The organism is Sandarakinorhabdus sp. (genome assembly GCF_051860625.1).
Classification (GTDB): domain Bacteria; phylum Pseudomonadota; class Alphaproteobacteria; order Sphingomonadales; family Sphingomonadaceae; genus Sandarakinorhabdus.
This window is the reverse complement of sequence record NZ_JBHYDQ010000003.1, coordinates 150,025-176,021: the sequence shown is the minus strand read 5'-3', so window position 1 is coordinate 176,021 and position 25,997 is coordinate 150,025. Positions and strand designations below refer to the sequence as shown.

The 25,997-nt window shown below is 65.3% G+C and carries 28 protein-coding genes; 11 read left to right on the top strand and 17 right to left on the bottom strand.

Annotated elements, in window-relative coordinates; all coding sequences use genetic code 11:
• Positions 1-5: 5 nt before the first annotated feature.
• The 5 genes from ACTIEZ_RS04960 to ACTIEZ_RS04940 are packed head-to-tail and all read right to left on the bottom strand — an operon-like array spanning position 6 to position 2,869.
• Positions 6-437 carry a type II toxin-antitoxin system VapC family toxin gene (locus ACTIEZ_RS04960; protein WP_439545542.1) on the bottom strand — a complete coding sequence of 144 codons (432 nt, stop codon included), beginning with the start codon at positions 435-437 and terminating at the stop codon, positions 6-8.
• 6 nt (positions 438-443) lie between these two features.
• Positions 444-713, bottom strand: a complete 270-nt coding sequence (locus ACTIEZ_RS04955) for a type II toxin-antitoxin system Phd/YefM family antitoxin (RefSeq protein WP_439545541.1) — start codon at positions 711-713, stop codon at positions 444-446.
• Positions 714-747: 34 nt separating this feature from the next.
• On the bottom strand, positions 748-1,302 hold the full coding sequence (gene dcd / locus ACTIEZ_RS04950; RefSeq protein ID WP_439545540.1) for a dCTP deaminase: 555 nt from the start codon (positions 1,300-1,302) through the stop codon (positions 748-750).
• Positions 1,302-1,790, bottom strand: coding sequence for a UPF0262 family protein (locus ACTIEZ_RS04945; protein WP_439545539.1), 489 nt, complete (start codon positions 1,788-1,790; stop codon positions 1,302-1,304). Before ACTIEZ_RS04945 ends, dcd begins: the two co-directional genes overlap by 1 nt.
• On the bottom strand, positions 1,787-2,869 hold the full coding sequence (locus tag ACTIEZ_RS04940) for a serine hydrolase domain-containing protein (protein WP_439545538.1): 1,083 nt from the start codon (positions 2,867-2,869) through the stop codon (positions 1,787-1,789). The genes ACTIEZ_RS04945 and ACTIEZ_RS04940 overlap by 4 nt, the downstream gene beginning before the upstream one ends.
• Positions 2,870-2,914: 45 nt before the next feature.
• Here ACTIEZ_RS04940 and ACTIEZ_RS04935 point away from each other — a divergent pair, with 45 nt between their 5' ends.
• Positions 2,915-3,292, top strand: coding sequence for a hypothetical protein (locus tag ACTIEZ_RS04935; RefSeq protein ID WP_439545537.1), 378 nt, complete (start codon positions 2,915-2,917; stop codon positions 3,290-3,292).
• 3 nt (positions 3,293-3,295) lie between these two features.
• On the opposite strand, the gene ACTIEZ_RS04930 is transcribed toward ACTIEZ_RS04935, so the two are convergent.
• Positions 3,296-4,270, bottom strand: a complete 975-nt coding sequence (locus ACTIEZ_RS04930; RefSeq protein ID WP_439545536.1) for a magnesium transporter CorA family protein — start codon at positions 4,268-4,270, stop codon at positions 3,296-3,298.
• Between the two features lie 155 nt (positions 4,271-4,425).
• On the opposite strand from ACTIEZ_RS04930, the gene ACTIEZ_RS04925 reads away from it, so the two are divergent.
• Entirely contained in the window at positions 4,426-5,229 is an 804-nt protein-coding gene (locus ACTIEZ_RS04925; protein WP_439545535.1) for a cytochrome b/b6 domain-containing protein, read from the top strand.
• Positions 5,226-5,996: a molybdopterin-dependent oxidoreductase gene (locus ACTIEZ_RS04920; RefSeq protein ID WP_439545534.1), complete on the top strand. Its 771-nt coding sequence runs from the start codon at positions 5,226-5,228 to the stop codon at positions 5,994-5,996. Before ACTIEZ_RS04925 ends, ACTIEZ_RS04920 begins: the two co-directional genes overlap by 4 nt.
• 9 nt (positions 5,997-6,005) lie before the next feature.
• On the opposite strand, the gene ACTIEZ_RS04915 is transcribed toward ACTIEZ_RS04920, so the two are convergent.
• From ACTIEZ_RS04915 to radA, 9 genes are all read right to left on the bottom strand, one after another.
• Positions 6,006-7,076, bottom strand: coding sequence for a hypothetical protein (locus ACTIEZ_RS04915; protein ID WP_439545533.1), 1,071 nt, complete (start codon positions 7,074-7,076; stop codon positions 6,006-6,008).
• A 1-nt stretch (position 7,077) separates the two neighbouring features.
• A complete protein-coding gene (locus ACTIEZ_RS04910) occupies positions 7,078-8,130 on the bottom strand; it encodes a phosphotransferase family protein (protein ID WP_439545532.1) in 1,053 nt (350 codons plus the stop codon).
• 482 nt (positions 8,131-8,612) lie between these two features.
• Complete coding sequence (locus tag ACTIEZ_RS04905; protein ID WP_439545531.1) at positions 8,613-10,400, bottom strand: monovalent cation:proton antiporter-2 (CPA2) family protein; 1,788 nt, start codon at positions 10,398-10,400, stop codon at positions 8,613-8,615.
• Positions 10,397-10,828, bottom strand: coding sequence for an iron-sulfur cluster assembly scaffold protein (locus ACTIEZ_RS04900; RefSeq protein ID WP_439545597.1), 432 nt, complete (start codon positions 10,826-10,828; stop codon positions 10,397-10,399). The genes ACTIEZ_RS04905 and ACTIEZ_RS04900 overlap by 4 nt, the downstream gene beginning before the upstream one ends.
• A gap of 10 nt (positions 10,829-10,838) precedes the next feature.
• Positions 10,839-11,210 carry a DUF5615 family PIN-like protein gene (locus ACTIEZ_RS04895; RefSeq protein WP_439545596.1) on the bottom strand — a complete coding sequence of 124 codons (372 nt, stop codon included), beginning with the start codon at positions 11,208-11,210 and terminating at the stop codon, positions 10,839-10,841.
• A gap of 11 nt (positions 11,211-11,221) precedes the next feature.
• The gene (locus ACTIEZ_RS04890; protein ID WP_439545530.1) at positions 11,222-11,455 is read right to left on the bottom strand and encodes a DUF433 domain-containing protein; all 234 of its coding nucleotides are present in this window, start codon (positions 11,453-11,455) and stop codon (positions 11,222-11,224) included.
• A 47-nt stretch (positions 11,456-11,502) separates the two neighbouring features.
• Entirely contained in the window at positions 11,503-12,849 is a 1,347-nt protein-coding gene (gene cysS, locus ACTIEZ_RS04885; RefSeq protein ID WP_439545529.1) for a cysteine--tRNA ligase, read from the bottom strand.
• The gene (locus ACTIEZ_RS04880) at positions 12,846-13,526 is read right to left on the bottom strand and encodes a CvpA family protein (RefSeq protein ID WP_439545528.1); all 681 of its coding nucleotides are present in this window, start codon (positions 13,524-13,526) and stop codon (positions 12,846-12,848) included. Before ACTIEZ_RS04880 ends, cysS begins: the two co-directional genes overlap by 4 nt.
• A 39-nt stretch (positions 13,527-13,565) precedes the next feature.
• Positions 13,566-14,945 carry a DNA repair protein RadA gene (gene radA / locus ACTIEZ_RS04875; RefSeq protein ID WP_439545527.1) on the bottom strand — a complete coding sequence of 460 codons (1,380 nt, stop codon included), beginning with the start codon at positions 14,943-14,945 and terminating at the stop codon, positions 13,566-13,568.
• Positions 14,946-15,049: 104 nt separating this feature from the next.
• On the opposite strand from radA, the gene ACTIEZ_RS04870 reads away from it, so the two are divergent.
• On the top strand, positions 15,050-16,288 hold the full coding sequence (locus ACTIEZ_RS04870; RefSeq protein ID WP_439545526.1) for a M20/M25/M40 family metallo-hydrolase: 1,239 nt from the start codon (positions 15,050-15,052) through the stop codon (positions 16,286-16,288).
• Between the two features lie 117 nt (positions 16,289-16,405).
• Positions 16,406-18,703 carry a patatin-like protein gene (locus tag ACTIEZ_RS04865; protein WP_439545525.1) on the top strand — a complete coding sequence of 766 codons (2,298 nt, stop codon included), beginning with the start codon at positions 16,406-16,408 and terminating at the stop codon, positions 18,701-18,703.
• On the opposite strand, the gene ACTIEZ_RS04860 is transcribed toward ACTIEZ_RS04865, so the two are convergent.
• Positions 18,704-19,444 carry a hypothetical protein gene (locus tag ACTIEZ_RS04860; RefSeq protein WP_439545524.1) on the bottom strand — a complete coding sequence of 247 codons (741 nt, stop codon included), beginning with the start codon at positions 19,442-19,444 and terminating at the stop codon, positions 18,704-18,706.
• Positions 19,445-19,633: 189 nt separating this feature from the next.
• Between ACTIEZ_RS04860 and ACTIEZ_RS04855 the strand changes: the two genes are divergently transcribed.
• The 6 genes from ACTIEZ_RS04855 to ACTIEZ_RS04830 all read left to right on the top strand — a co-directional run bounded on the left by ACTIEZ_RS04855 (position 19,634) and on the right by ACTIEZ_RS04830 (position 25,190).
• Positions 19,634-20,194, top strand: coding sequence for a F0F1 ATP synthase subunit delta (locus ACTIEZ_RS04855; protein ID WP_439545523.1), 561 nt, complete (start codon positions 19,634-19,636; stop codon positions 20,192-20,194).
• A 29-nt stretch (positions 20,195-20,223) separates the two neighbouring features.
• Positions 20,224-21,753, top strand: a complete 1,530-nt coding sequence (gene atpA / locus ACTIEZ_RS04850; RefSeq protein ID WP_439545522.1) for a F0F1 ATP synthase subunit alpha — start codon at positions 20,224-20,226, stop codon at positions 21,751-21,753.
• 108 nt (positions 21,754-21,861) lie between these two features.
• Positions 21,862-22,743, top strand: a complete 882-nt coding sequence (locus ACTIEZ_RS04845) for a F0F1 ATP synthase subunit gamma (RefSeq protein WP_439545521.1) — start codon at positions 21,862-21,864, stop codon at positions 22,741-22,743.
• 12 nt (positions 22,744-22,755) lie between these two features.
• The gene (gene atpD, locus ACTIEZ_RS04840; protein WP_439545520.1) at positions 22,756-24,204 is read left to right on the top strand and encodes a F0F1 ATP synthase subunit beta; all 1,449 of its coding nucleotides are present in this window, start codon (positions 22,756-22,758) and stop codon (positions 24,202-24,204) included.
• Positions 24,205-24,328: 124 nt separating this feature from the next.
• Positions 24,329-24,598 carry an ATP synthase F1 subunit epsilon gene (locus tag ACTIEZ_RS04835; RefSeq protein WP_439545519.1) on the top strand — a complete coding sequence of 90 codons (270 nt, stop codon included), beginning with the start codon at positions 24,329-24,331 and terminating at the stop codon, positions 24,596-24,598.
• A gap of 88 nt (positions 24,599-24,686) precedes the next feature.
• A complete protein-coding gene (locus tag ACTIEZ_RS04830) occupies positions 24,687-25,190 on the top strand; it encodes a hypothetical protein (protein WP_439545518.1) in 504 nt (167 codons plus the stop codon).
• A gap of 64 nt (positions 25,191-25,254) precedes the next feature.
• Here the strand turns inward: ACTIEZ_RS04830 and ACTIEZ_RS04825 are convergent, their stop codons facing one another.
• Positions 25,255-25,962 carry a DUF4136 domain-containing protein gene (locus tag ACTIEZ_RS04825; protein ID WP_439545517.1) on the bottom strand — a complete coding sequence of 236 codons (708 nt, stop codon included), beginning with the start codon at positions 25,960-25,962 and terminating at the stop codon, positions 25,255-25,257.
• Positions 25,963-25,997: the final 35 nt, after the last annotated feature.

Sequence of the window (25,997 nt, the reverse complement as noted above, 5' to 3'; positions counted from 1 at the left end):
GTGATTCACGCAGGGCAGATATGCGCGACGCCGATCGTGCGGGCGACTTCGGCAAGGCCATCGTCGAGGGTTGCAAGCGTGAAGCCACGCCACTGGCACAGCGCCAAGTGGATGGCATCAGGCAAGCGAAGCTTCAGTTCGAAACGGCGGACCAAGGCTGTGGCCGCGGCAATATCGGCGGAATCGATGTTGCGCGACGTGCCGATGACCATGCGCCACGCATCGAAATCGGCCAGCAGCCGATTGGCGGCGACGGCGGGCAGCTGTCCCATTCGCACGCGGCGCGCGATGGCGGAAGCAAACTCACCCGCAGCGAAATCGCTTATCTCGGCCGTTGCTGGCAGGTTGGCCAGCCAATCGGAAACGGCAGAAGAGTGATCTTCGGTGACAAACGCCGGGACCAGAACACTGGCATCAAGATAGTGGACGACCGCCATGATGAATCAGGGACCCTCATCACGCATCTGGCGGATGATATCGACGCTGTTGATCGGGCTGTAGGGGATGGATGCCCGAAGCTCTGCCAGTCGCGCCATTGCCGCATCGCGGCGCGCAGCCCAATCCCCATCAACGTCTGGTTCGACCACCAAGGGCGGCACGAACTGCATCACGGGCCTGCCATGGCGGGTGATCACCACTTCCTCCCCCGCTTCGGCGGCCTCGATCAGCGCCGAGAAATTATTCTTGGCTTCGACGATGGAATATCTGGCCATTTTCTGATCCTTTCCAGCCAAATATAGCCAGAATTCACAGCTTCGGCAACGTCACGCCCTTCTGGCCCATATATTTGCCGGCGCGGTCGGCATAGCTGATCTCGCAGGGTTCATTGCCTTTCAGGAACAGGAACTGGCAGGCGCCCTCGTTGGCATAGATGCGCGCCGGGAGCGGCGTGGTGTTGCTGAACTCCAGCGTGACATGGCCTTCCCAGCCCGGTTCCAGCGGCGTCACGTTCACGATGATGCCGCAGCGGGCATAGGTGGACTTGCCCAGGCAGATCACCAGCACGTCGCGCGGAATGCGGAAATATTCCACCGTGCGCGCCAACGCGAAACTGTTGGGCGGGATCACGCATACATCGGTCTTGCGATCGACAAAGCTGTTGGCCTGGAAATCCTTGGGATCGACAATTGCGCTGTCCACATTGGTGAAGATCTTGAACTCGTCCGCCACCCGCGCGTCATAGCCATAGCTGGACAGGCCGTAGGAGATGCAGCCGCCGCGCGTCTGCCGCTCCACGAAGGGTTCGATCATGCCGTCGCGCAAGGCGGTTTCGCGGATCCAGCGGTCGGACAAGACAGACATCAGTGGCCTTTTATGTGCAAAACACAGATCAGCGTGAACAGCCGCCGCGCCGTGTCGAAATCGACGATGGCGCGGCTTTCCAGCCGTTCCTTCAGCAACTCGGCCGCGTCGTTGTGGATGCCGCGCCGCGCCATGTCGATGGTTTCGATCTGTTGCGGGCTGGATTGGCGGATCGCCTGGTAATAGCTGTCGCAGATGGCGAAATATTCGCGGATGGTGCGGCGGAACGGGCTCAATGCCACCTGAAACGCATCCACCTGCACATCGCCCGTATCATGCACGGTCACGTCCAGCCGGCCATCCTCGACGCCGAGCAGCAATTTATAGGGGCCGTGGTGGCCGGCGTCGGCTGCCGCCACTGGCTTGAATTCATTGCCTTCCAGCAGATCGAAGATGGCAACGCGGCGTTCCTGTTCGATATCGGCGTTGCGCCACAGGATCGTGCGCTCATCCAGCTTGATATCGATGCAGCGGTAATCAGCCGTCATTGCGGTGCTGCCGGCATATCATTCACCAGCCGCGCCAGGCCATCGCGCACCGGTTGCAGCACATCGTCCTGCGTCTTGCCCAGCCGCACCACCACCAGCCGCCGCGACGGCACCACGATCACATATTGGCCAAGATGGCCGATGGCGGCAAAAGCATCGGCTGGTCCCTTTTGCCAGAACAGCGCATTGTCCTTGCCATTGAATGGCTTGCGGTTCAGCCAGAACTGCCCGCCATAGCCCGGATTGGTCGGCGAGGGTTCGCGCACGAATCGCACCCAATCCGGCCGCACCACCTGTGTGCCCGCCACCACACCGCCATCCAGATAGAGTTGCCCAAATGCCGCCCAATCCCGCGCCGTGGCATGGCAGAGCGAGCCACCATAAAGATTGCCCTGGGGATCAAATTCGCAGAGCAGGCTGTTCATGCCCGCCGGCGCCGACAGCCGCTGCGCGATGAAGGCCCGCACCGCGCGGCGGCGATCATCCGGCGATTTCGCTGCTGGCGCCACCGCATCGGCGACGATCCGCGCCAATATGTGCGTGGTCAACGTATTGTACTGAAACCTTGTGCCCGGCGGCACTTCGGCCGGCTGCGCCACCGCGGCCTTGTAGATATCGCCTGACAGATCGGCGAACAGCGCGCGGTTGGTATCGGCCAGTTCCGGCGCCGGCCCGGCTTCCAGATGCTTCACGCCCGACCCCATGTGCAGCAACTGGCGCAGCGTGGTCCTGCCGCGCGCATCGCCCTTCCATTCCGGCACCGGTGCCGGCGTGTCCAGCTCCAGCCTGCCATCACCGACCAGGAAACCCACCAGCGTCGAAGTGATGGATTTGGCCATCGACCAGCTGATCAGCCGCGTGCCCGGCCCGATGCCGGTGCCATAACGTTCATAGATGCGCTTGCCATCCTGCAGCACGATCAGCGCGCGGGTTTCACCCAGTGCCGGATCGGTGAAGAAGGCATCGGCGGCCGGCAAGGCCGACACGGGCCGCGCCGCCGGAATGGTTTGCGGCGCCGATTGCACCTGGCCCTGCGCAAAGCCGGGGCTGGCCAGCAACAGGCTTGCGAGGGCGAACATGATGCTGCACCGTGTCATGACAACCACGCTAAAGGCCCTGCCCCCATGCTGGCAAGTGATACACTTGATGCAACACCCCCGCCGCCGCCTTCACCAGCCCCGCGCAGCCGCCGGCGCTGGCTGATCTGGCTGCCGGTGCTGCTGCTGTGCGCGCTGGTCGGCGGCTGGTTCGGCCTGAAATATTCCAGCACCGGCAAGCAGGCGCAGCTCGCCACCGGCTATATCGCCCATGTCATGTGCGCCTGCCGCTATGTCGGCGGCCGCGACATGGCGAGCTGCGAGACCGACCGCGAGCCCGGCACCGATATCGTCGAAGTGAGCGAAGACAGCGCCGCGCGCAGCATCACCGCCAAGGTGCCCTTCCTGTCCAGCCGCACGGCCCGCTTCGATCCGGAATATGGCTGCACGCTGGACGCGCCCTGATCCCTACAGCCAGCCACGCCAGCGGAAAAACCCGTACGGCAGCACGGCAGCCAGCAGCATCATCACCAGCGCGAACGGATAGCCGATGTCCCACCCCAGTTCGGGCATCATCCGGAAATTCATGCCGTATACGCCGGCGACCAGCGTGGGCGGCAGGAACACCAGGCTGGCCACCGACACGATCCGCAGCACTGCATTCTGTTCGATGCTGATCAGGCCCAGCGTGGCATCGAGCAGGAAGGTGAGATTGCCGCCGATATAGCTGGCCTGATCGGCAAAGCTGTTCAGATCGCGCAACTGCATCTTGATCTGCGCCGTCAGGCCGGCGTCCTTGCCGATCGTGAACTGCAAATAGGTGAGCGTGCGGGTCAGCGACACCGCGGTTTCCCGCGCTTTCGACAGCGCATCCTGCGCCGATCCCAGCCGCGTCATCAACACCTGCAGCGCCTGGTTGGTGCGGCGCTGCTGGCGACCGCGCGCTTCTGGAACGGCGCGGCGGAAGGCGGCGCGGGCAATCGCATCGACTTCGCGGCCGATATATTCAAACCCATCGGCCAGCCGATCGACGATGGTGTCGATCAACCCCATCAGCACCGCCCTGGGCGTCGCGCACAGCTCCGGGCTGCGTTCGATCTGCAGGGCGAAGCGATCGAAGCTGCGCACCTCATGATAGCGGATGGTGACGAGATGGTTGCGGCTGAGCAGGAAGCTGACCGGGCAGGTTTCCGGCTGTTCGGCGATCAGGCCGATGGCCAGCGTCGCCGTCATCACGATCACGCCATTGTCGGTATAGAGCCGGCTGGAGGTTTCGATTTCCGCCATGTCGTCGGCGGTGGGCAGATCGATGCCGAGCAAGGCTTCGAGCAGCGTTTCTTCGGCAGCGGTGGGGTCGCACAGGTCGATCCACACCGCAGTATCGGGCAGCCGGCCCTTGTCGAACGCGAGCTGGGCGCCGCTGGTTGAGAAAATTCGCAACATATGTCGCACCTTGGCGCAAATCACTTTGGGATGTAACCAGTTCGTGCCGCGGCGCGAACAGGTGACGATCAATCATGGCCAGCATCCCTGCCCCCTCCGCCCCGCCCTCGGCACCGCCTTCTGCCGCCCCTGTTGGCGACCCGCCTGCGCGCCGCGTGCTGCGCCATCACTGGCTGGTGCGCCTCACACACTGGGGCAATGCGCTGGCCATCGTCTTCCTGTTGATGACCGGGATGAACATCTTCGGCGCGCACCCGCGGCTCTATTGGGGGCATGTCGGTTCGGTGGACCAGGTGGAGCGGCAATGGCTGGAGATCGGCGTCGGCGGCACCATGCAGGCGCCGCGCGGCTGGATGGATATCGGTGATCGCCGCTTCGACACCACGGCTGTGCTCGGTGTCTCGAAAAACGCACAGGATCAGTGGTCCGTGGTCGCCTTTCCCTATTGGGCAACCTTCCCGTCAGGGCGTGATCTGGCGACCGCGCGGACCTGGCATTTCTTCGCCGCCTGGCTGCTGATCCTCAATGGCCTCCTCTGGCTGGGCCACGCCATCCTGTCGGGCCGGCTGCGGCGGGACATCATCCCACGGCTGAGCGAACTGGCGCCCGCGCATCTGTGGCACGACGTGGTGCAACATCTGAAGCTGAACTTCCCCAAGGGCGAGGCCGCGCTGCGTTATGAAGTGCTGCAGAAACTCGCCTATGCCGGCGTGGCGCTGGTGCTGATCCCGGTGGTGATCCTTACGGGCATGGCGATGTCGCCAGGGCTGAATGCCGCCTTTCCGTTCCTGGATGCGCTGTGGGGCGGGCGGCAATCGGCGCGTTCGGTGCACTTCATCGCGTCCAGCGGCATCGCCGCGTTCCTGGTCGTGCATCTGGTGCTGGTGGTGCTGGCCGGGCCGATCCGTGGGATCGGCGCGATGATCACCGGCCGCATCACCATCGGGGATTCGAAATGATCCAGCGCCGCCAATTGCTCACCGCACTGCCGGCCGGGCTGCTGCTGTCCGGCTGCGACGCGCTGGCGCGCAACGACATGCTGAAGGCCATGGTGAAATCCGGCGAACAGGCCAGTTACCGCTGGCAGCGGCTGGTCGGCCGCGACGGCCTGGCCCGCGAATTTGCCGCGTCCGATATCTCGCCGGTGTTCAAGGTGAACGGCACCCGTCTGCCAACCAACCCCGAATGGCAGGCGCTGGCGGCCGGCGGCTTTGCCGATTGGCGGTTGAAGGTGGGCGGCCTGGTGCAACGCGAACTCTCACTCAGCATGGCCGACCTCACCCGCCTGCCGCAACGCACCCAGATCACCCGCCACGATTGCGTGGAAGGCTGGAGCGCCATCGGCCAATGGACCGGCGTACCGCTGGCCACCATCCTGAAAACCGCCGGCCTGCGCGACGGCGCCCGCTATATCCTGTTCCTGTGCGCCGATGATTATGGCGGCAAAGCCGATGGGGGCGGCCTGCAATCGTCCAGCCGCTATTACGAAAGCGTGGACCTCGTCGATGCCTTCCACCCCCAGACCATCCTCGCCCACCAACTGAACGGCCAGGCGCTGGATGCCGGCCACGGCGCCCCGCTGCGCCTGCGCGTCGAACGCCAACTGGGCTATAAACAAGCCAAATATCTGATGCAGATCATCGTCGCCGACAGCCTGGCGCCGTTCGGCGGCGGCAATGGCGGCTATTGGCCCGACCGCGGGTACGAATGGTACGCGGGGATTTAGCAATGCCGCTTATTGGGCGGCGGTCAGCCCGCTGAGGCCCAGCGGCGCATAATCGCCGATCGCGAGTTGCTCGAACACGCCCAGGCCGGATTCGCCATCCGGTCCGGTGACACGGCACAGCATCTGCACATGCAGATTGTCGGCGCGCGCCGGATCGATTGCGGCCAGGTCGATCGCCTCGCGCTCGACTGCCAGCCCGCCATGATCGAGGCCATGACCCCAGCGCGGGGACGTGTAGCCAAGGCCGCGCATCTGGAACCGGCTGATCGGTTCCAGCCGGAATTCTTCCCCGCCCACCTCAAGCAGGCTCACGGCCGGCCAGCGCGTGCCTGGTGCCAGCCCAGTTGTCATGCGCGGGCCATGATGTTCGACAAAGCCTTCCGGCCCGCTGCCATTGGGGGCGACCACGGCGCGGGTGTTCCACGGGCTGCCATCGGCATGGGCGTTGAGGTGGAAGAACAGGCTGCGCCCCGGCATGTTGATCGGGGTCCATTGCCAGAAGAATTGCGGCACGCCGCCGGCGAACTGCGGATCGGGCGCACCGATCGGGCGCATGCCCCAGCTGCGGTCACGCGTGCCCATGCTGCCCGGCGCCAGCGCGGCGCGCGCGCCATCAATCGCGATCCAGCCTTCGCAATGCCCGTTCTGGGTGAGGCGGGTGTAATCCATGATCGTGCGCGGCCCGACCCGCCAGGTGAAGCGCGGCTCGGCGATCGGAAAGGCCCGGCCGGTGAAAAGGATATCGGCGGCAATCCCTTCGCCATCCACGATCACCCGCAGGCTGTTCAACGGCTCGACCACCTCGATCCGGATCGGCCCGCAGGCCAGGTCCATCCGCTCCATCCCCAGCTTGCGGCTGGCATGCAGGCAATGCTGCACCCCATGGCGCACCACGCAGAAATGCGCGTCTGCAACATCCAGATGGGGATAGACCCCAAAGGCGGCGGCAAAGAAACCGCTGCCATCCGGCGCATAGCCGTTGAAGAAATAGCGATCATAGAAATTGCGGTCCGTGCCCGAAAAGGCGATCGGATCGGGCGTCTGGTGGATGGGATAATCGTCGCCCCGACTCAATGCCATGTCATTGCTCCCTTTTCATCATTGCGATGCTGCCATGGTCCAGGCACAGCGCGCAGGCGCCGCGCGCCATCGACAGGAAATTGGTATCGCCGCGCGGCGTGCGCACGACAAAGGCGCTGCTGAACACGGCGGTGGACACCCCATGCAGGGCGCCCAGCACATAATCATCCCAGATGGCATCAAGGCCCAACGGCACGCCATTCGCGGTCATCTCGGCGCAGTAAAGCGCCAGCAGTTCGCGTTCATGGGCGCGGCGCAGGCTGTTGCCGATACCGCAGCCCAGAAAATAGCCGACATCGGTCAGCCCGGTGCCGATCGCCAGCGTCTGCCAATCGAGCACGGCAACCGGTTCGGCCCCGCCCCTGATATCAAACAGCATGTTATCCAGCCGGAAATCGCCGTGCACCAGGCTGGTTTTTGGCGGCGGCCGTTCGCTCGTGGCCATGATCTCGGCCAGGTCCTCGCACAACTGCATATATTCCGGCTCCAGCTGGTCGCGATAGCGTTCCCGGAAAATCGCCTGGGCCTTGGGGTAAAGCGCCCTGACCTGTACCGCAGCCGCCGGATCGGGCTGGAGCCAGGGCAGATCGAGCATGGCCGGATTGTGCCAGCTTGGCGCGTGCAACAGCGCGGCCTGTGCTATCACGGCGCGGGCATCGGCGATCGTGCAGCCAGCAATCTGGTTGCCGCCACGCGCCGGCCCCAGATCCTCGAACAGCAGGAAAAAATGCGTCCCGTCCGACGCCATCTCGCTGAACAGGGTGGCGGGCGTCCGGATGGGCAGCTGTGCCGCCAGATCGCGGTAGAAATGCACTTCCTTCGCATAAAGGCCCAGCATGCCCGCCGTGCTGCGGCTGTTCGGATCGGCGGCGGCAAATTTGCCGGCCAGCGTGGCCGGCCCCTGGCCATCGGTGAAATCCAGCGTGAAGCGCACGCTGTCGCCTACCTGGCCGGTGCCGATCTTCTCCCAACGCCAGCGCTTGGGCACGCGGCCCAGCACCGTTCCCCACCAATCCGATGTGATCTCGTCCGGATGCGCCGGAAATGCGCTCATCTTGTCCCTCCCTGCGGAAGGGTAGGCAGCGCCGCCAGACGCGACAATGGCCGGGTGCGGCGTGCCATCAGATTAGACAGGCGGGATTTCGCCCAGCGCGGCCGGATCGGGCGCGCTATCTGGGAGGGGGCAAGCCGGCGGGAGCGGCGCAAAGATACCGGACAGAACGGGTAAGAGCCCGTCCTGCCGCGGCCAGGTGCGGCAGTGGCATGGCCAATGCCGCTTGAGGCGCGCTGGCGCGTGTGTGGCAGGCGCGCCTGAAAACGAACGTGGATGCAGAGGCTCAGCCCCTGCCCGCCGGGGGCATTGCTCGCTCAGCCGGCGCGCCGGCCTGTCCTACACGGCCCATTTCTGCGATAGTGAAGGGTAAGGGGGACAACTGAACCGGGTTTGCACACAAAACACGCGCACGGACAATTCGGCCCTGGATTCAATGCCAAACCCGGCTGGATACGGAAAACCCGTCAAAACTGGACGCGCCTTCAGGCTGGCGGGATTTCGCCCAGGGCGGCGGGATCGAGATCGAGTTCGCCGCGGATGATATTGTCCGCGCCCGACATCATGTCGCCGCTGATCACCTGCAGATCGAGCCGTTCGGCGTCGCGGCGGCGATATTCGGCTTCGATGGCGTCGATCAGCGTGGCCGGCGTGCCGATGGTCGCCAGCACGTCGCGGCCCATGGCGACGGCGCTTTCGATGGTTTCGCGGGTGACATGCTCCACCCCGGACTGGCGCAGGGCGATGCTGTGCATGCGATCGAAGGCGCGGGCGATGATCGGCAGTTCCGGCCATTCGGCGCGGATCGGGGCCAGCACGATCTTCGGGTCCCAGGCGCCATCGATGGCGAACACCAGCGCGCTGGCGGACCCGATGCCGGCGGTGCGCAATATGTCCATCCGCGTGCCGTCGCCCCAGAACACCTTGTTGCCGAACCGCGCCGTAAGATCGATCAGTTCGGCATCCAGATCGATGGCGGTGATCGCCACGCCGCGGGCGCGCAGCATCTGGGCAATCACCTGGCCCATGCGGCCACTGCCCACCAGCACGACATGCCCGCCCTGCTGCTCGCCCGCTGCTTCCGGGCCGTCGCGCTGGCCCGGCACGTCGGGAACGGCAAACACCTGCCCGGCCAGCCGGAACAGCAAGGGCGTGAGCGCCATGGACAGCGTGACCACGGCGCCGAACAATTGCGCCGCGCTATGGGTGATCAGCAGGCCGCGTTCGGCTTCGGCAAACAGCACGAAGCCGAACTCGCCGCCTTGCGCCAGCAGCACGCCCATCTTGATGGCCTGGCGCCACCCGGTGCCAAAGCTGCGCGCCAGCACCGCGATCACGCTGGTCTTCACCACCAGCACGCCCACCACCAGCGACAGGATCAGGCCCCAGTTGGCCGCCACCACCGCCAGATCCAGGCTCATGCCGATGGCGATGAAGAACAGGCCGAGCATCAGCCCGCGAAACGGCTCGATATCGGCCTCCAGCGCGTGGCGATAAGGCGATTCGGCGAGCATGACGCCAGCGACGAAGGCGCCCAACGCCATGGAAAGCCCGAAACTGGCCATCAGCAGCGCGCTGCCCATCACGCTGAGCAGCGCGGCAGCCACAAAGGCTTCGCGGGCGCCCAACGTGCCGATGATGCGGAACAAACGCGGCAGCACATACCGGCCCACCGCAACCAGAAAGGCCAGGGCAATCACCGTTTCCAGGGCGATCAGCCAGCCCGGCTCAGGCTTGACCGTGGGTGCGCGCGACAGGGCGGCAACGATGGTGAGCAAGGGCACGATCGCCAGATCCTGGAACAGCAGCACGGCAAAACTGCGTTCGCCAAACGGCGTGGCGGTGAGTTGCCGTTCGTTCAGCAATTGCATCACCAGCGCCGTGGACGACAGGCCGAGCGGCAGGCCGACAACCAGTGCCGCCGCCCAGGTGAAGCTGGTCATGCCGAGCAACAGCGCGGTGAGGGCGAGGCCGCACAGCAAGACCTGCAGGAAACCCAGCCCGAAGATGTTGCTGCGCATCGCCCACAATCGGGGCAGTTGCAGTTCCAGCCCGATCACGAACAGCAGCAGCACGATGCCGAATTCGGCGAAATGCAGCGTCCCTTCGGCATCGCCAACCAGGCCGAGCACCGATGGCCCGATCAATATGCCAGCCGCCAGATAGCCAAGCACGGCACCCAGCCGGAACCGGATGAACAGCGGCACCACCAGCACGGCCGCCGCCAGATAGACGACGATATCACGCAGCAGGCCGGGATCGTCACCGTTCACGCCGCAACCTGCCCGGCGTCGGCCAGGGCGGCTAGCGCGGCATCGAGGGGCAACAGGATCGACGGGTGGCGGGCACGATGCGCACGGGCTGGCGCGAACATCTGCCAGCCATCAGGGGCTTCATCGGCGCGGGACGCGAGGAATTCAGCGAGGGTGGTGCGAATCGCTGCCAGCGTGGGGGCATCCGCCCCCGGTGCCACGCCAGCCAGCACCGCTGCCGACGCCTGGCCCAAGGTGCAGGCGCGGCTGGCATCGAGGCCGATCTGCGCGATCCGGCCCCGGGCATCGAGCGCCACATCGGCCACGATCTTGCTGCCGCACACCGGCGACACCCGCGTCGCGCTGCCATCGGCGGCGGGCAGACGCGTTGCAGCCTCGCCGGCCAGTTTCAGGCGCAGGATCGCCGCAGAATAGAGCGTGTCAGCCATGTAGCCCACTTTAGTCGTTGCCGTACGGATCGGGATAGCGGCGAAATCGCACCGTGCCGTCGCGGTCGACCTCGACCAGTTCGCCGGTGATGTCGGCGCCGGCGGCGATGATGGCGTCCAGTGCGGCGCCGAACAGGCGGCGTTGCTCCGCGTTGGCAACCGAGGGCAGGATCACCAGCAGGCCGGCATGGACATCGATCCCACGATAAAGCCGGAGGAAATCCCGGCCATTGTTGGTGACAAAGGTGAAATCACCGCCAACAATTTGCGGCATTATCGCCCGATCAGACAATTTGTTGAGGGCCAGCCAGTTGACATGGTGAGCCTCGAAACCGCGCACATGCGCCTCTGCCGCCAGATCGGGCGTCAGGCATTCATCAATGAGGAAACGAATCAGAGCAGCCCCTGTGCCTTGGCCCAGCGCCGCACGGCGTCGATGCCACCCAGCGGCATATAAGGATAGCCGCGGACAATTTCATAATCGCTCTCGCCAGCCTTGATACAGGCCACGATCGTTTCTGCCGGAATGCGCGTGCCGTGGATCACCGGCCAGCCGCCCAGGATTTCGGGATCGGACACGACCTCGACAAAGCGCGGTGGCGGTGGGGCGGAGAGCTTGGTGGCCATGGCAGGTCTATAGCAGGTGCGTGGTGGTTTTGCACCTGTCCGGCCGGTCAGCCGCGCCGCCAGATCGTCCCGCCGGGGCCGTCTTCCAGCACGATGCCTTCGGCCGCCAGTGCATCGCGCAGGCGATCGGACTCTACCCAATCGCGCGCCTGGCGCGCCGCCGTGCGCTGCGCCACCAGCGCGTCGATGCGGGCGGCGCCGGCATCCTGGCCCTTGATGTCGGCGGCGCTGCGGCTGCGTTCGGGCGCCAGGCCAGGCAGGCCCAGAAACGCCAGCGCACCCAGCAGCGCCTCGCGGTCCTGCTCCACGCCGGCGATGGCGGCGAGTGCAGCCGGCGTGTTCAGATCATCGGACAGGGCCTCGATCACGGCCGGGGGCGGCGGTGGCCGCACCCCACGCGGCACATCGCCCAGCCGGCGCAGCCATTTGTCCAGCCGGCCGCGCATCTGGCCGAGCAGCGCATCATCCCACAGCAAAGGCTGGCGATAATGCGCACTCAACAGCGCCAGCCGCAGCTCGTCGCCCGTCCAGCCAGCATCGGTCAGATCGCCGACACTCTGCACATTGCCCAGCGACTTGGACATCTTTTCGCCCCCACCGAAGTTCAGGAACCCGTTGTGCATCCAGATATTGGCCAGCGGTGCCCCATCATGCGCGCAGGCGCTTTGCGCGCATTCATTTTCGTGGTGGGGGAAGGTCAGGTCGATGCCGCCGCCGTGAATGTCGATGGTTTCGCCCAGGCTTTCGGCGATCATCGCCGAGCATTCGATATGCCAGCCGGGCCGCCCGCGACCCCATGGGGACGGCCAGCCGGCCTGATCCTTCGTCGATGGCTTCCACAGCACGAAATCGGCCGCATTGCGCTTGTAGGGCGCCACTTCCACCCGTGCGCCGGCGATCATCTCGTCGAGCGGGCGGCGCGACAGGCTGCCGTAATCGGCATGGCTGGCCACATCGAACAGCACATGGCCCTCAGCCGCATAGGCGTGGCCTTTGCCCACCAAGGTCTCGATCATCGCCACCATCGCCGCGATGCTGGTGGTGGCGTGCGGGTGCAGATCGGGGCGCTCGATACCCAGCGTGGCGGCGTCTTCGAGGTAGAGCGCCTCATAACGCTCGGTGATCACTTCGATGCTGACGCCCTCGGCGCGGGCCTTGTCCATGATCTTGTCATCGATGTCGGTGATGTTGCGGGCATAGACCAGTTTGTCCGGGCCATAGACGTGGCGCAGCAGGCGTTGCAGCACGTCGAACACCACGGCCGGGCGGAAATTGCCGATATGGGCGCGGCCGTAAACCGTGGGGCCGCACACATACATGGTCAGCCGATCGGGGTTGATCGGCACGAAATCCTGCTTGGCACGCGCGGCGCTGTTATAGAGGCGGAGGCTCATATCGGGGTGGATGGCGTGGATTTCTCCTGCTGGTCAAGCAGGCTGTCGAGCGAACGGCGATCGTCCGGGGCATAACCGCCCTCATCGGACATCGGCTCACCATCGGGGTCGAAGCCGGGCAGGCCGGCGTGCGGGTTGGCTTTGCCGGTCGTCTTCGGCGTCTGCTGCTCACGCCACGCGTCGCCGGCATAATTGACCATGGCACTGGCCACCAGGGCCAGCGTCGGCGCCGTCCGGGCGTTGACCAGCCAATCGGGGCGATCATCCTCGCCGGGCAGGATCTTCAGTGCCAGCGTGAGCAACAAAAAGCCAAGGCTGGCGACCAGAAAGCCCTTCACCAGACCAAAGCCCAGGCCGAGCAGGCGATCGACTGGCCCGATGATGCTGTTCCTGGTGCTGCTCGACAGGAAACTGCCGAGCAATTTCACCAGCAGCACCGCCAGCAGAAATGGCCCCAGCACGGCAGCGAGCGTGCCGATCATCTCGCTGCCGCTGGCCTCCACAAACACTGCCCGTGCGGGCGCATAGAGCATGCGCACGGCGACGAAACCGGCCACCCACGCCGCCAGGCTGGCAACTTCGGCAATGAAGCCGCGCATCACGCCAAAGGCTGCCGCAGTGCCGACGATCAGCACCACCAGCCAATCAAAGCCGTTAAGCGTTTCGAGTATTTCCATGGCCAAGTGCCTTACCCGAATGACACGGCAGCGCAAATCTCATTCGGGTCGGCCAAGATGATCAACCAGCGCATTGAGCGTGGCGAATCCGCCCACCCGCATGGTGCCGGCGCCGCTGGTGCCCGCCGGCACGAAGGCGCGGCCGAAGCCGAGTTTGGACGCCTCTTTCAATCGCAGCGCCGCCAACCCTGCGGCACGCAATTCGCCGGACAGTGCCACTTCGCCGAAGGCCACGGCGTCCACCGGCAGCGGTCGATCTGTCAGCGCCGACACCAGCGCACAGGCCACGGCGAGATCGGCTGCCGGATCGGCAATGCGCAAGCCGCCAGCGACGTTCAGATAGACTTCGTGGCCGCCGAACGCCAAACCACAACGCGCCTCCAGCACCGCCAGCAGCATCGCCAGCCGGCCCGAATCCCAGCCCACTACGGCGCGGCGCGGCGTGGCGCCGGTCGGCACGCGGACCACCAGGGCCTGAATTTCGCACAGCACCGGCCGCGTGCCTTCCAGTCCGGCGAACACCACCGCGCCCGTCACGCTGTCCTGGCCTTCGCGTGCCGTCAGGAACAGGCTCGACGGGTTGGCGACCTCCTCCAGGCCATCGGCGCCCATGGCGAACACGCCGATCTCGTCTGTGCCGCCAAAGCGGTTCTTCACGGCACGCAGGATGCGATACTGGTGGCTGCGCTCCCCTTCGAAATAGAGCACGGTATCGACCATATGCTCAAGCACGCGCGGGCCGGCGAGTTGCCCGTCCTTCGTCACATGCCCGACCAGGATCAGCGCCGTGCCCGACAATTTGGCATAGCGGATCAGTTCCTGCGCACTCGCCCGCACCTGGGACACGGTGCCCGGCGCGCCTTCCAGCGTATCGCTGTGCATGGTCTGGATCGAATCGATGACCAGCATGCCCGGCGGCTGCGGCAGCGCGGTGAGCGTGGTCAGGATATCGCGCACATTGGTTTCGGCAGCCAGCGCCACATCGGCCTTGGCCAGCCCCAGCCGCCGGGCGCGCAGCCGCACCTGATCGGCGGCTTCCTCGCCAGAGACATAGGCGACGGCTGTACCACCCCTGGCCATGCGGCCGGCGGCCTGCAACAGCAGGGTGGATTTGCCGATGCCGGGATCGCCGCCGATCAACGTCACGCTGCCCGCCACCAGCCCACCGCCGAGCGCCCGATCCAGTTCGGTGATGCCGGTCGACAGCCGCGCCGGCAGGGCGACATCATCGGCCAGGCTTTCCAGCGCGATGCGCCGCCCGCCGGCCTGCAGCGACTGCTTGGCGGCAAACGGCGTGAACACCGGCGCGGCTTCTTCGGCGAGGGTGTTCCATTCCTTGCAATCGCCGCATTGCCCAGCCCAGCGCGACGCCACCGCGCCGCACGCCTGGCAGACATAACGGGATTTGGCCTTGGCCATGGGCATGCCTTCTTTTGGAACAGAAATGGAACAGTAAGGCCTGCCACATATGGGAGCAAGAGGGTGGCTTGCGCATCGGACATGCTGTGTGTCACATCAATGCCATGCGCACCTTCATCCTCACCCTGCTCCTCGCTTCCGCAACGCCGGCCCTGGCGCAGCCCGCTGCCCTGGCCGCCGCCCATGCCAAGCTGGCCGCCGATTATGACACCACCGTCGCCGAGCTGATCGAGCTGACCGAGATTCCGGCCCCGCCGTTCAAGGAAACGCTGCGCGGTGCGCGCATGGCGGAAAAGTTCAAGGCGCTGGGCCTGTCCGATGTGCAGGTCGATACAGTGGGCAATGTCATCGGCATCCGGCCGGGCAAGGATCGCAGCGCCAAGGCGCTGATGGTGGCCGCGCACCTCGACACGGTGTTCCCGCCCGATGTCCCCACCAAGGTGCGGCGCGAAGGCGATACGCTGCATGCACCGGGCATCGGCGACACCACGGTGACGCTGGCGGCGCTGCTGGCGTTCGTGCGGGCCATGGATGCCGGCAAGGTGCAGACCGAGCGTGACATCATCTTCGTGGCGAACGTGGGCGAGGAAGGCCAGGGCGATCTGCGCGGCGTGCGCCATCTGTTTACCGAAAGCCCGCTGAAGGCGCGCGTCGGCGATTTCATCAGCTTCGATGGCAGCACGGTGGGGCGCATCACCAACACCGCCGTTGGATCGCGCCGCTATCGCGTGGCCTTCAAGGGGCCGGGCGGCCACAGCTATGGCGCGTTCGGCCTGGTCAACCCGATGGTGGCGATGGCTGACACGGTGAGCGGCATGTACAAGATCACGGCGCCCACCGACATCAAGACCACCTTTGCCGCCTCCACCGTGGCCGGCGGCACCTCGGTGAACTCCATCCCCAATCTGATCCTGGCCGAATTCGACATGCGATCCGCATCGCCGACCAATCTGAAATCGGTGGAATCCCAGTTCCTGACGCTGATTGAAACCAGCGTGGCGGCCGAAAATGCCGCACGCGACACGAAATATGGCAAGGTCAGCGCCGTGCCGGAACTGATCGGCGATCGCCCGGCTGGCTCGACTCCGGCCGATGATCCGCTGGTCACCGCCGCGGCCCGCATTCTGAAAGCCGGCGGCTATGATGCGACGCTGGGCGCTTCGTCGACCGACAGCAACATCCCGATCAGCATGGGCATCCCGGCGGTCACCCTGTCTGCGGGCGGCGGCGGCTTTCGCGCCCATGCGCTGGATGAATATGTGAATGTCGAACGCGGCGCCTTCGTGAAGGGCATCACCACGGCGTTCGACATCGTGGTAGCCGCCGCCAACATCAAGCGTTGATCCGCCGCCGACGCCGCTGTGGTTTGCGGCGCGTAACCGTCTGCGGCTCCGGCGCGAAACGCCTGCACTTGCCGGTTGGTTCCGCCTCGCTAAGGTGGGGGCAGCCCAGGAGCGCGCGTGCAGACCAAGGAACTCCGCCTGGCGTTGGTGTGTTACGGCGGGGTCAGTCTCGCGGTGTACATGCACGGCCTCACCAAGGAAGTGTGGAAGCTGACGCGGGCTTCGATGCGCCGCCATGCCCCCGATGCCGCCGACATGCCGCCGGCGCGGGACAGCGAGATCGTCTATCAGGCGCTGCTGGCGGCAATCCCCGGCCTTGATCTCAGGGTAATCTGCGACATCATTGCCGGCGCCTCGGCCGGCGGCATCAACGGCGTGCTGCTGGCCCGCGCGCTGGTGGAGGGGCATGATCTGGATGCCATCCGCGCATTGTGGCTGGATGGCGCCGATTCGGATGTGCTGCTCGATCCGGCGGCGGCCTCACGCAGCTTCTCCAAGATCTGGGCCATCCCGCTGGTGGCCTGGGTGCGCCGGCGCGGGCTGGCAGCCGACGACAAGGCCGAGGTCGTCGCCCACGCCGAGGTGAAGCGCAAACTCTCCCGCTTCATGCGCAGCCGCTGGTTCAAGCCGCCCTTTTCCGGGCTGGTGTTTTCCGGACTGCTGGCCGATGCCTTTGCTGCCATGGCCGCCGGGGAGCGGACGCCGCCGCTGCTGCCGCGGCTGCACCCGTTCGATCTGTTCGTCACCGTCACCGATTATCATGGCGCGCCGCAGCGCCTGCGCCTGCACAGCCCGCTGGAGGTGACCGAGCCTGAGCATCGCCTGGTCATCCGCCTGTCCTGCCCCGGCGATGGCGAGGCGCGGCGTCTGGGTGAAATCGGGGAACTGGTGCTGGCTGCCCGCGCCACGGCCAGTTTCCCGGGCGCCTTCCCGCCCGCCCGGGCCACGGAAATCGATCAGGTGCTGGCGGCGCGCGGGCAGGATTGGCCGGGCCGCGCGGCGTTTCTGGCGCGCAACTTCCCCGGCCGGCGCGATCCGGCGCGCGTTGATCTGATCGATGGCGCCGTGCTCGACAATCGGCCGTTCGGCCCGGCGCTGGCGGCGCTCGGTGGCCGGCCCGCCCATCGCGAAGTCGATCGCCGCTTCGTCTATCTCGATCCCAAGCCCGGCATGCACGATCCCGGCCCGAGCCCGGACCGCGATGTGCCGCCCGGCTTCTTCGCCACCGTGCTGCGCAGCCTGGCCGATATCCCGCGCCAGCAACCGATCCGTGACAGCCTGACCACGATCGAGGCGATCTCCACCCGCGCCCGCCGCCTGCGCCACATCGTGACCGGCATGATCCCGCAGGTCGATCTGGCAATCGATGCCGCCATCGGGATGCGATTGCTGCTGTTTTCGCCCACGACGATCCGCCTTGCCGATTGGCGCAGCCGCATGAACGCAGAGGCGGCGCGCCAGGCCGGTTTTGCCTATGGCGCCTATGGCCGGCTGAAGTTTGCCACAGTGGTCGAGCGGCTGGCGGAGCAGATTGCCGATGCCGGCGCCATTAAAAGAGCCGATGTGCGCAAGATTTTGTGGCGGCATGTTCGCGAAGCCGGCATTGCCGAACCGGAACAGACGCTGGGCAAGGCCGGGCCGGCATCGGCGCATGTGCTGTTCCTGCGCCAGTATGATCTGGAATTCCGCATCCGCCGCCTGCGATTCCTGATTCGCCGTGTGAACATGGCGATGGCCGGCGCCGACGAGCGTATCGCCGCCACGCTGGGCCATGTGAAGGCGGGGCTCTACGCCATCCTGGGCCCGCATTTGACCCGGGCGCAGGCTGGTCGGCTCGATGCCGCCACCCGCGCCGCCTGCGCCAATGCGGTTGCTGATCCGGCGGCGGCGATGGCGGCGATGGCCGACGCGCTCGATCTGAAGGCGCTCGATGATGTCAGCGATACCGCGCTTGTCGATCTGCTCAGCAAGGGTCTGCCGCGTCGGGTGCGCCGCGAAGCGCTGGCGGCCTATCTGGGCTTTGCCTTCTACGATATCGCCATCCTGCCGCTGATCGCCGATGGCAGCGTGGATGAACTCGATGCCATAAAGGTCGATCGCGTGTCCCCCGACGATTGCCTGGCGCTGGCCAGCATCGGCGGGCGCTTCCTGAAAGGCGCGCAATTCAAGGCATTTGGCGCCTTCTTCAGCCGCGCCTATCGTGAGCATGATTATCTGTGGGGCAGGCTGCACGGCGCCGAACGCATGATCGATCTGGTCATCTCCAGCCTGCCCGAGACGTCAAAACCAACGCCGGACGTGCTGGCCGGCATCCGCCGCGAGGCGTTTCGCGCCATCATCAAGACCGAGCGCCCGCACCTGCACGGCATCGCGGACACGTTTGCGGCGCTGGAGGCGGCCCTGGAATCCGACTGACTATTCCGCCGGTTGGGCCTTGGTGGCCGGTTTATACTGCCGCAGATAATGGATGATGATTCCCATGCCGGCCATGCTGGGGATCGCCCAGATCGCCGGGTTGAAGGCATGGGCCGGGAACATCTCGATCAGCCCCACCGACAGGAAAGCCGTGTAGGCGGCGATGCCGGTGGCGACCATCGCCTTGAAATGTTCGGGGATATAGGCGCGCGCCGACGGCCGAGGGGCGAAGATGTAGCGGAAATAGGTGATGGTGGTGCCGAAACCGAGCAGCGACACCATCACCATCAGGATCGGCTCCATCACCGGGCCGTTGCGGTTCAGCAGATAGAGGCCATGGACCAGGCACAGGCCGGCCGCCACCATGGTGACGCCCTGCACCGCCAGCATGGACCAGTGGCGATTGGCATCATGATCGCGGCGGTTGGCGACCATCACCAGGCCATAGCGCGTCATCGACATGGCCAGCAGCCCCAGATAGACCATCATGGTGCCGAACATGCCGCGATAGAGCACTGCGTCGGTCAATTGCGGGTGCATGGCCAGCGGCCACACCAGCGACAAGGCCCCCATCCCCAGCGCTTGGCTCGCCGCCGTGTAGATCGCCGCCGAAAACACGAAGCCCCAGCGCCGATGCGCCGGTCCGCCCTTGCGCGTCACCACCGCCCCCCAGAAACTGGTGAGCGCCGCCACGCCGGCGCCGACATGGATGGCAAGGAAGATGTGGAACAGCCAGGGCATGGGACAATTCGGGTACGGTAACGTTGTGACCGGCTGGCGGCAATATCCACTTCCGTCGGCAAGCTTATCGTGCAGCGACCCCAATGCTGCCTTGCAACATGCCAAGCCCGATGCTAACCGCGCCGCATCATCGGCGGGGATCACCTGCCGTGCCCTTTGTCACATGTCGAAGCAAGCGGGGCCCAAGCCTTGGACGCACCAATTTCCTCCAGCGTGGCTACCGGCCTTTCCGGTCGCTATGCCCGTGCGCTGTTTGCGCTGGCCATCGAAGGCAAGTCCTTGGGCGCGGTCGAATCGAGCCTGTCATCGCTGAAGCAGGCCCTGGCCGAATCGGCCGATCTGGCGTCGCTGGTCGGCAGCCCGGTGGTCGGGCGCGGCGCGGCCGGTGCGGCGATTGCCGGTGTGGCCGATGGCCTGAACATCGATGGCCTGACCAAGAATTTTCTTGGCGTGCTGGCGGCCAATCGCCGGCTGGCGCTGCTGCCGGCGATCATCCGCGATTTTGCGGCGCTGAATGCCGCCCGCAAGGGTGAGGTGACGGCCGATGTGGTCGCTGCCCACCACCTGACCGACGCGCAGAGCCAGGCACTGGCCGCCAAGTTGAAGGCCGGCATCGGCCGCGACGTGGCGCTGAACATCACGGTTGATCCGGCGATTCTGGGCGGGCTGGTCGTCCGCGTCGGCAGCCGCATGATCGATTCCTCTCTCAAGACCCGGCTCGACATGCTCGGCCAGGCGCTTCGCACTTAAAAAGAATTTGGGCTTCAGAAGGGCACAACATGGACATCAACGCCGCCGAAATCTCGCGGATCATCAAGGATCAGATCGCCAACTTCGGCACCGAGGCGCAAGTCTCGGAAGTCGGCCAGGTGCTGAGCGTTGGTGACGGCATCGCCCGCGTCCACGGCCTCGACAATGTCCAGGCCGGTGAAATGGTGGAATTTCCCGGCGGCATCCAGGGCATGGCGCTGAACCTTGAGACGGACAATGTCGGCGTCGTGATCTTCGGGTCGGACAGCGCCATCAAGGAAGGCGACACCGTCAAGCGCACCGGCACCATCGTCGACGTGCCGGTGGGCAAGGGCCTGCTGGGCCGCGTCGTTGATGGCCTGGGCAATCCGATCGACGGCAAGGGCCCGATCGTGGCCGCCGAGCGCCGCCGCGTGGAAACCAAGGCGCCGGGCATCATCCCGCGCAAGAGCGTGCACGAACCGATGCAGACCGGCCTGAAGGCGCTGGATGCGCTGGTGCCCGTCGGCCGCGGCCAGCGCGAACTGATCATTGGCGATCGCCAGACCGGCAAGACCGCTGTGGCCATCGACACCTTCATCAACCAGAAGGGCGTCAACGCCGGGGATGATGAATCCAAGAAGCTCTATTGCATCTATGTCGCTGTCGGCCAGAAGCGGTCGACCGTGGCGCAGATCGTGCGCGCCCTGGAAGAAAATGGCGCGATGGAATATTCGATCGTCGTCGCTGCCACCGCTTCGGAGCCGGCGCCGCTGCAGTTCCTGGCGCCCTACACCGGCTGCACCATGGGCGAATATTTCCGCGACAACGGCATGCACGCCGTGATCGTGTATGACGATCTATCCAAGCAGGCGGTGGCCTATCGCCAGATGTCGCTGCTGCTGCGCCGCCCGCCGGGCCGCGAAGCTTATCCGGGTGACGTGTTCTATCTGCACAGCCGCCTGCTGGAGCGCGCCGCCAAGATGAACGATGCGCTGGGCGCTGGTTCGTTGACGGCGCTGCCGATCATCGAAACGCAGGCTGGCGACGTGTCGGCCTATATCCCGACCAACGTGATTTCGATCACCGATGGCCAGATCTTCCTCGAAACCGAATTATTCTACCAGGGCGTGCGTCCGGCCATCAACGTCGGTCTGTCGGTGAGCCGCGTGGGTTCGGCTGCGCAGACCAAGGCGATGAAGAAGGTCGCCGGCTCGATCAAGCTGGAGCTGGCGCAGTATCGCGAGATGGCGGCGTTCGCGCAGTTCGGTTCCGATCTTGATGCCTCCACCCAGAAGCTGCTGAACCGCGGCAAGCGCCTGACCGAGCTGCTGAAGCAGGCGCAGTTCCAGCCGATGCCGTTCGAAGAGCAGGTCGTGTCGATCTTCTCCGGCGTGAATGGCTTTCTGGATGGCATCGAAGCCAATGCCGTGACGCGGTTCGAGGCTTCGCTGCTCAGCCATGTGAAGTCGGCGCATCCGGAACTGCTGACCGACATCCGTGAGAAGAAGGATCTTTCGGCCGACACCATTGCCAAGCTGAAGGACGTCATCGGCGCGTTTGCCAAGACGTTTGCGTAACCGCCACCACGTCACCCCGCACGTGATGCGGGGCTTGGCTGTTGCGGCCAGATGAAGGAAAGCCTAGCCCCGCATCACGTGCGGGGTGACGGTGCAAGAAAGAGCGAAATGCCAAGCTTGAAAGCCCTCAAGGTCCGCATCACTTCGGTGAAGTCGACCCAGAAGATCACCAAGGCGATGAAGATGGTCGCTGCGGCCAAGCTGCGCCGTGCCCAGGAAGCCGCAGAAGCCGCGCGCCCCTATTCGGAGCGTATGGCCGCCGTGATGGCGTCGCTGGCCAGCCGCGTGACGGTGGGCCCGGAATCGCCGAAGTTGCTGGCCGGCACCGGCAAGGATCAGGTGCATCTGCTCGTGGTCTGCTCCTCTGAGCGCGGCCTGGCTGGCGGTTTCAACAGCAACATCGCGAGGCTGGCGCGCCGCACGATGGAAGAGCTGCTGGCGCAGGGCAAGACGGTGAAGCTGATGTTCGTCGGCAAGAAGGCACGCGCGCCGTTCGCCCGCACCCACAAGGATCTGATCATCGACACGGTGGACATGACCCATGTGAAGGCGCTGGCGTTCACGGACGCCAAGGCGGTGTCCGAAGCCGTGGTCAGCCGCTATGAAGCCGGCGAGTTCGATGTAGCGCATCTGTTCTTTTCCACCTTCCGCTCGGCGCTGGTGCAGACGCCGACGCGGCTGCAGATCATCCCTGCTGCGCTGCCTGCCGCTGGCGACGCCCAATCGGGGGCCGATGCGTCGGTCGAGTATGAACCCGACGAGGAAGCGATCCTCGCAGATCTGCTGCCGAAGAATCTCGCCGTGCAGGTGTTCCGCGCGCTGCTGGAAAATGCCGCGTCCGAACAGGGCAGCCGCATGACCGCCATGGACAGCGCCACCCGCAACGCCGGCGACATGATCAACCGCCTCACCATCACCTATAACCGCACGAGACAGGCCGCGATCACCAAGGAATTGATCGAGATCATCTCGGGCGCCGAAGCGCTTTAAGGAGCAGGCCACATGGCAAATACCACCAACAATGTCGGGCGCATCAGCCAGGTCATCGGCGCCGTTGTCGACGTGACCTTCGAAGGCGAATTGCCGGCGATTCTGTCCGCGCTGGAAACCCGCATCGGCGATCGCCGCCTGGTGTTCGAAGTCGCGCAGCATCTGGGTGAAAACGCCGTGCGCTGCATCGCCATGGACGCCACCGACGGCCTGGTCCGCGGCCAGGAAGTGACCGACACCGGCAGCCAGATCCGCGTGCCGGTGGGCCCCGCCACGCTGGGCCGCATCATGAACGTCATCGGCGAACCGATCGACGAGCGCGGCCCCATTGATCAGACCAACACCGCCCCCATCCACGCCAAGGCCCCAGAATTCGTCGATCAGTCGACCGAAGCGGCCATTCTGGTGACCGGCATCAAGGTCATCGATCTGCTGGCGCCTTATGCCAAGGGCGGCAAGATCGGCCTGTTCGGCGGCGCCGGCGTGGGCAAGACCGTGCTGATCCAGGAACTGATCAACAACATCGCCAAGGGCCACGGCGGCACCAGCGTGTTCGCCGGCGTGGGTGAGCGCACCCGCGAAGGCAATGATCTTTATTATGAATTCCTCGATGCCGGCGTCATCGCCAAGGATGAAGACGGCAATGCCATTTCCGAAGGCTCCAAGGTGGCGCTGGTCTATGGCCAGATGAACGAGCCGCCCGGCGCCCGCGCCCGCGTTGCGCTGTCCGGCCTGACGATCGCCGAATATTTCCGCGATGTCGAAGGCCAGGACGTGCTGTTCTTCGTCGATAACATCTTCCGCTTCACCCAGGCCGGTTCGGAAGTGTCGGCGCTGCTCGGCCGCATCCCGTCGGCGGTAGGCTATCAGCCGACGCTGGCCACCGACATGGGCCAGTTGCAGGAGCGCATCACCTCCACCAACAAGGGCTCGATCACCTCGGTGCAGGCGATCTATGTGCCTGCCGACGATCTTACCGATCCGGCGCCGGCCACTTCGTTTGCCCACCTCGATGCCACGACCGTGCTCAGCCGCGCGATTTCGGAACTGGGCATCTACCCGGCGGTCGATCCGCTCGATTCGACCAGCCGCGTGCTGGAACCGCGCGTGGTGGGTGAGGAGCACTACCGCGTCGCCCGCTCGGTTCAGGAAATCCTGCAGAAGTACAAGAGCCTGCAGGACATCATCGCCATTCTGGGCATGGATGAGCTTTCCGAAGAGGACAAGCTGACGGTGTCGCGCGCCCGCAAGATCCAGCGCTTCCTGTCACAGCCGTTCCACGTCGCCGAAATCTTCACCGGCTCGCCCGGCGTGTTCGTCAGCGTGGAAGACACGATCAAGGGCTTCAAGGCGGTGGTCAACGGCGAATATGACCATCTGCCGGAAGCGGCATTCTATATGGTCGGCACCATCGAAGACGCGGTGGCCAAGGCCAAGCGTCTGGCAGCTGACGCGGCGTAACGACAACTCCCCTCCCCTTTAGGGGAGGGGCTGGGGGTGGGGAATGGCTATGTTGGGACGGAATTGGTCCTGAATGGCACAGCCCCACCCCCGACCCCTCCCCTCAAGGGGAGGGGAGAAGAGGATGAAAATGGCTGATCTTCTCGATTTCGAACTCGTCTCCCCGGAACGCCGCATCGCCAAGGCCAAGGTGGCGATGGTCGTCGTGCCCGGCAGTGAAGGCGATTTTGGCGTGCTGCCCGGCCATGCGCCGATGATGAGCACCATCCGCCCCGGCACCATCGAGGTTTATGCCACGGAAGGCAGCGCGCCCACCGAGCGCTATGAGATCGAAGGCGGCTTTGCCGAAGTCACGCCGCAGGGCCTGACCATCCTGGCCGAAAAGATCGGCTGAGGCTGGTCGGTTCAGCCGAGAGACAGCCCCGCCCCGGCACATTCCCTTTTGGATTGCTGGTTTCCCCGGCCGGCAAAACCGCCTAATCTTGCGCGGTTATCCGATGCTGGAGCCTGATCTGATGCGCCGTTTGCTTGCCCTTGTCGTCCTGGCGCTGTCGCTGCCTGCCGCTGCCCAGCAAGCCCCGGCCAACCCGACGACGGCGCCGCCGCGGCCGACCATGCTGAAACCCGCCGATATCCCGTCCGGCGACGGCACCAAGCCGCGCCAGCGCATGGTGACAGTGTTCGGCAATGAAGAATGCCCGCAGCCGACCTCTGCCGATGAAGTGGTGGTGTGCGCGCGGCTGCCGGAATCGGAAATCTATCGCATTCCCGAACCCCTGCGCCGCGCCGAGAACCGCCAGAGCGTGCTGACCCAGAACCGATCCCTGCTGCTGGGTGATGGCACCGGCGGCGCCGGCAACAGCATCGGCAGTTGCAGCGCCGTTGGCCCGGCCGGCTTCACCGGCTGCGATCGCCGCCAGGTCGAAGCCTGGGCGCAAGACCGCACCAATCGCATGGGCTACAGCGAACCAACGCCGCGCAACTGAGCGGCGGCAACAAAAAGGGGCGCTGCGGTGATCCGCAGCGCCCCTTTTTCATTCGCAAACCGGATCAGCCGACCGATTTGACTGTCGGCGGCACGTCCGGCTTGGCCGGGTTGAAGCGCACGCTGACCGTTTCGCCGCTGTTGCCGGGGAAGTTGGTGAAGATCGCTGTCACCAGATTTGGCACCAGCCGCGTCAGGTTGTTGCTGCTGCTCACGGTTTCGGCGCGGCCTTCGAACACACTGCGCTTGTCGGCGGCGCGGTTGATGCGCATCGCCACCACCGTATTATATTGGGTGACCGAATAGACCTCGTTGCCGAAGCCGCCACCAAAGCCCCCAAAGCCGCCCCAGCCCGGTCCCCAATAGGGACCCCAGCCGCCAAAGCCACCCCAGCCGCCAAAGCCGCCGCCCCAACCGCCCCAGCCACCGCCCCAGCCACCGCCCCAGCCGATCCCTGGCGCTGACCGAACCTTCTCGCGCGGTGCGGTGACGTGATAATCCAACTGAACGACCAGCGCCGCAGAATCAGCGTTTGCCGCTTGCTGATAACCGGCAGCCACCAGCTTTTGCCGGACCAGTTCGGCATAGGTGCCGAATTCCAGCCCGCCTTCCAGCGTCTTGTCGCGCGGTTCGATCACGAAGCTGTTGCCGGCGGGGGCCGGCAGTTGCTGGAAGCGCGCCACGCGGGCTTCGAACGGCGCCACACAGGCGCTGAGCGCCAGTGCCGCGAGCAACGGGGTGACAATGCGAGTGGAAAAACGGACGGGTTTCATCTGTGCAGCCTTGGGCAAAGTTATAGCAGCGTTAT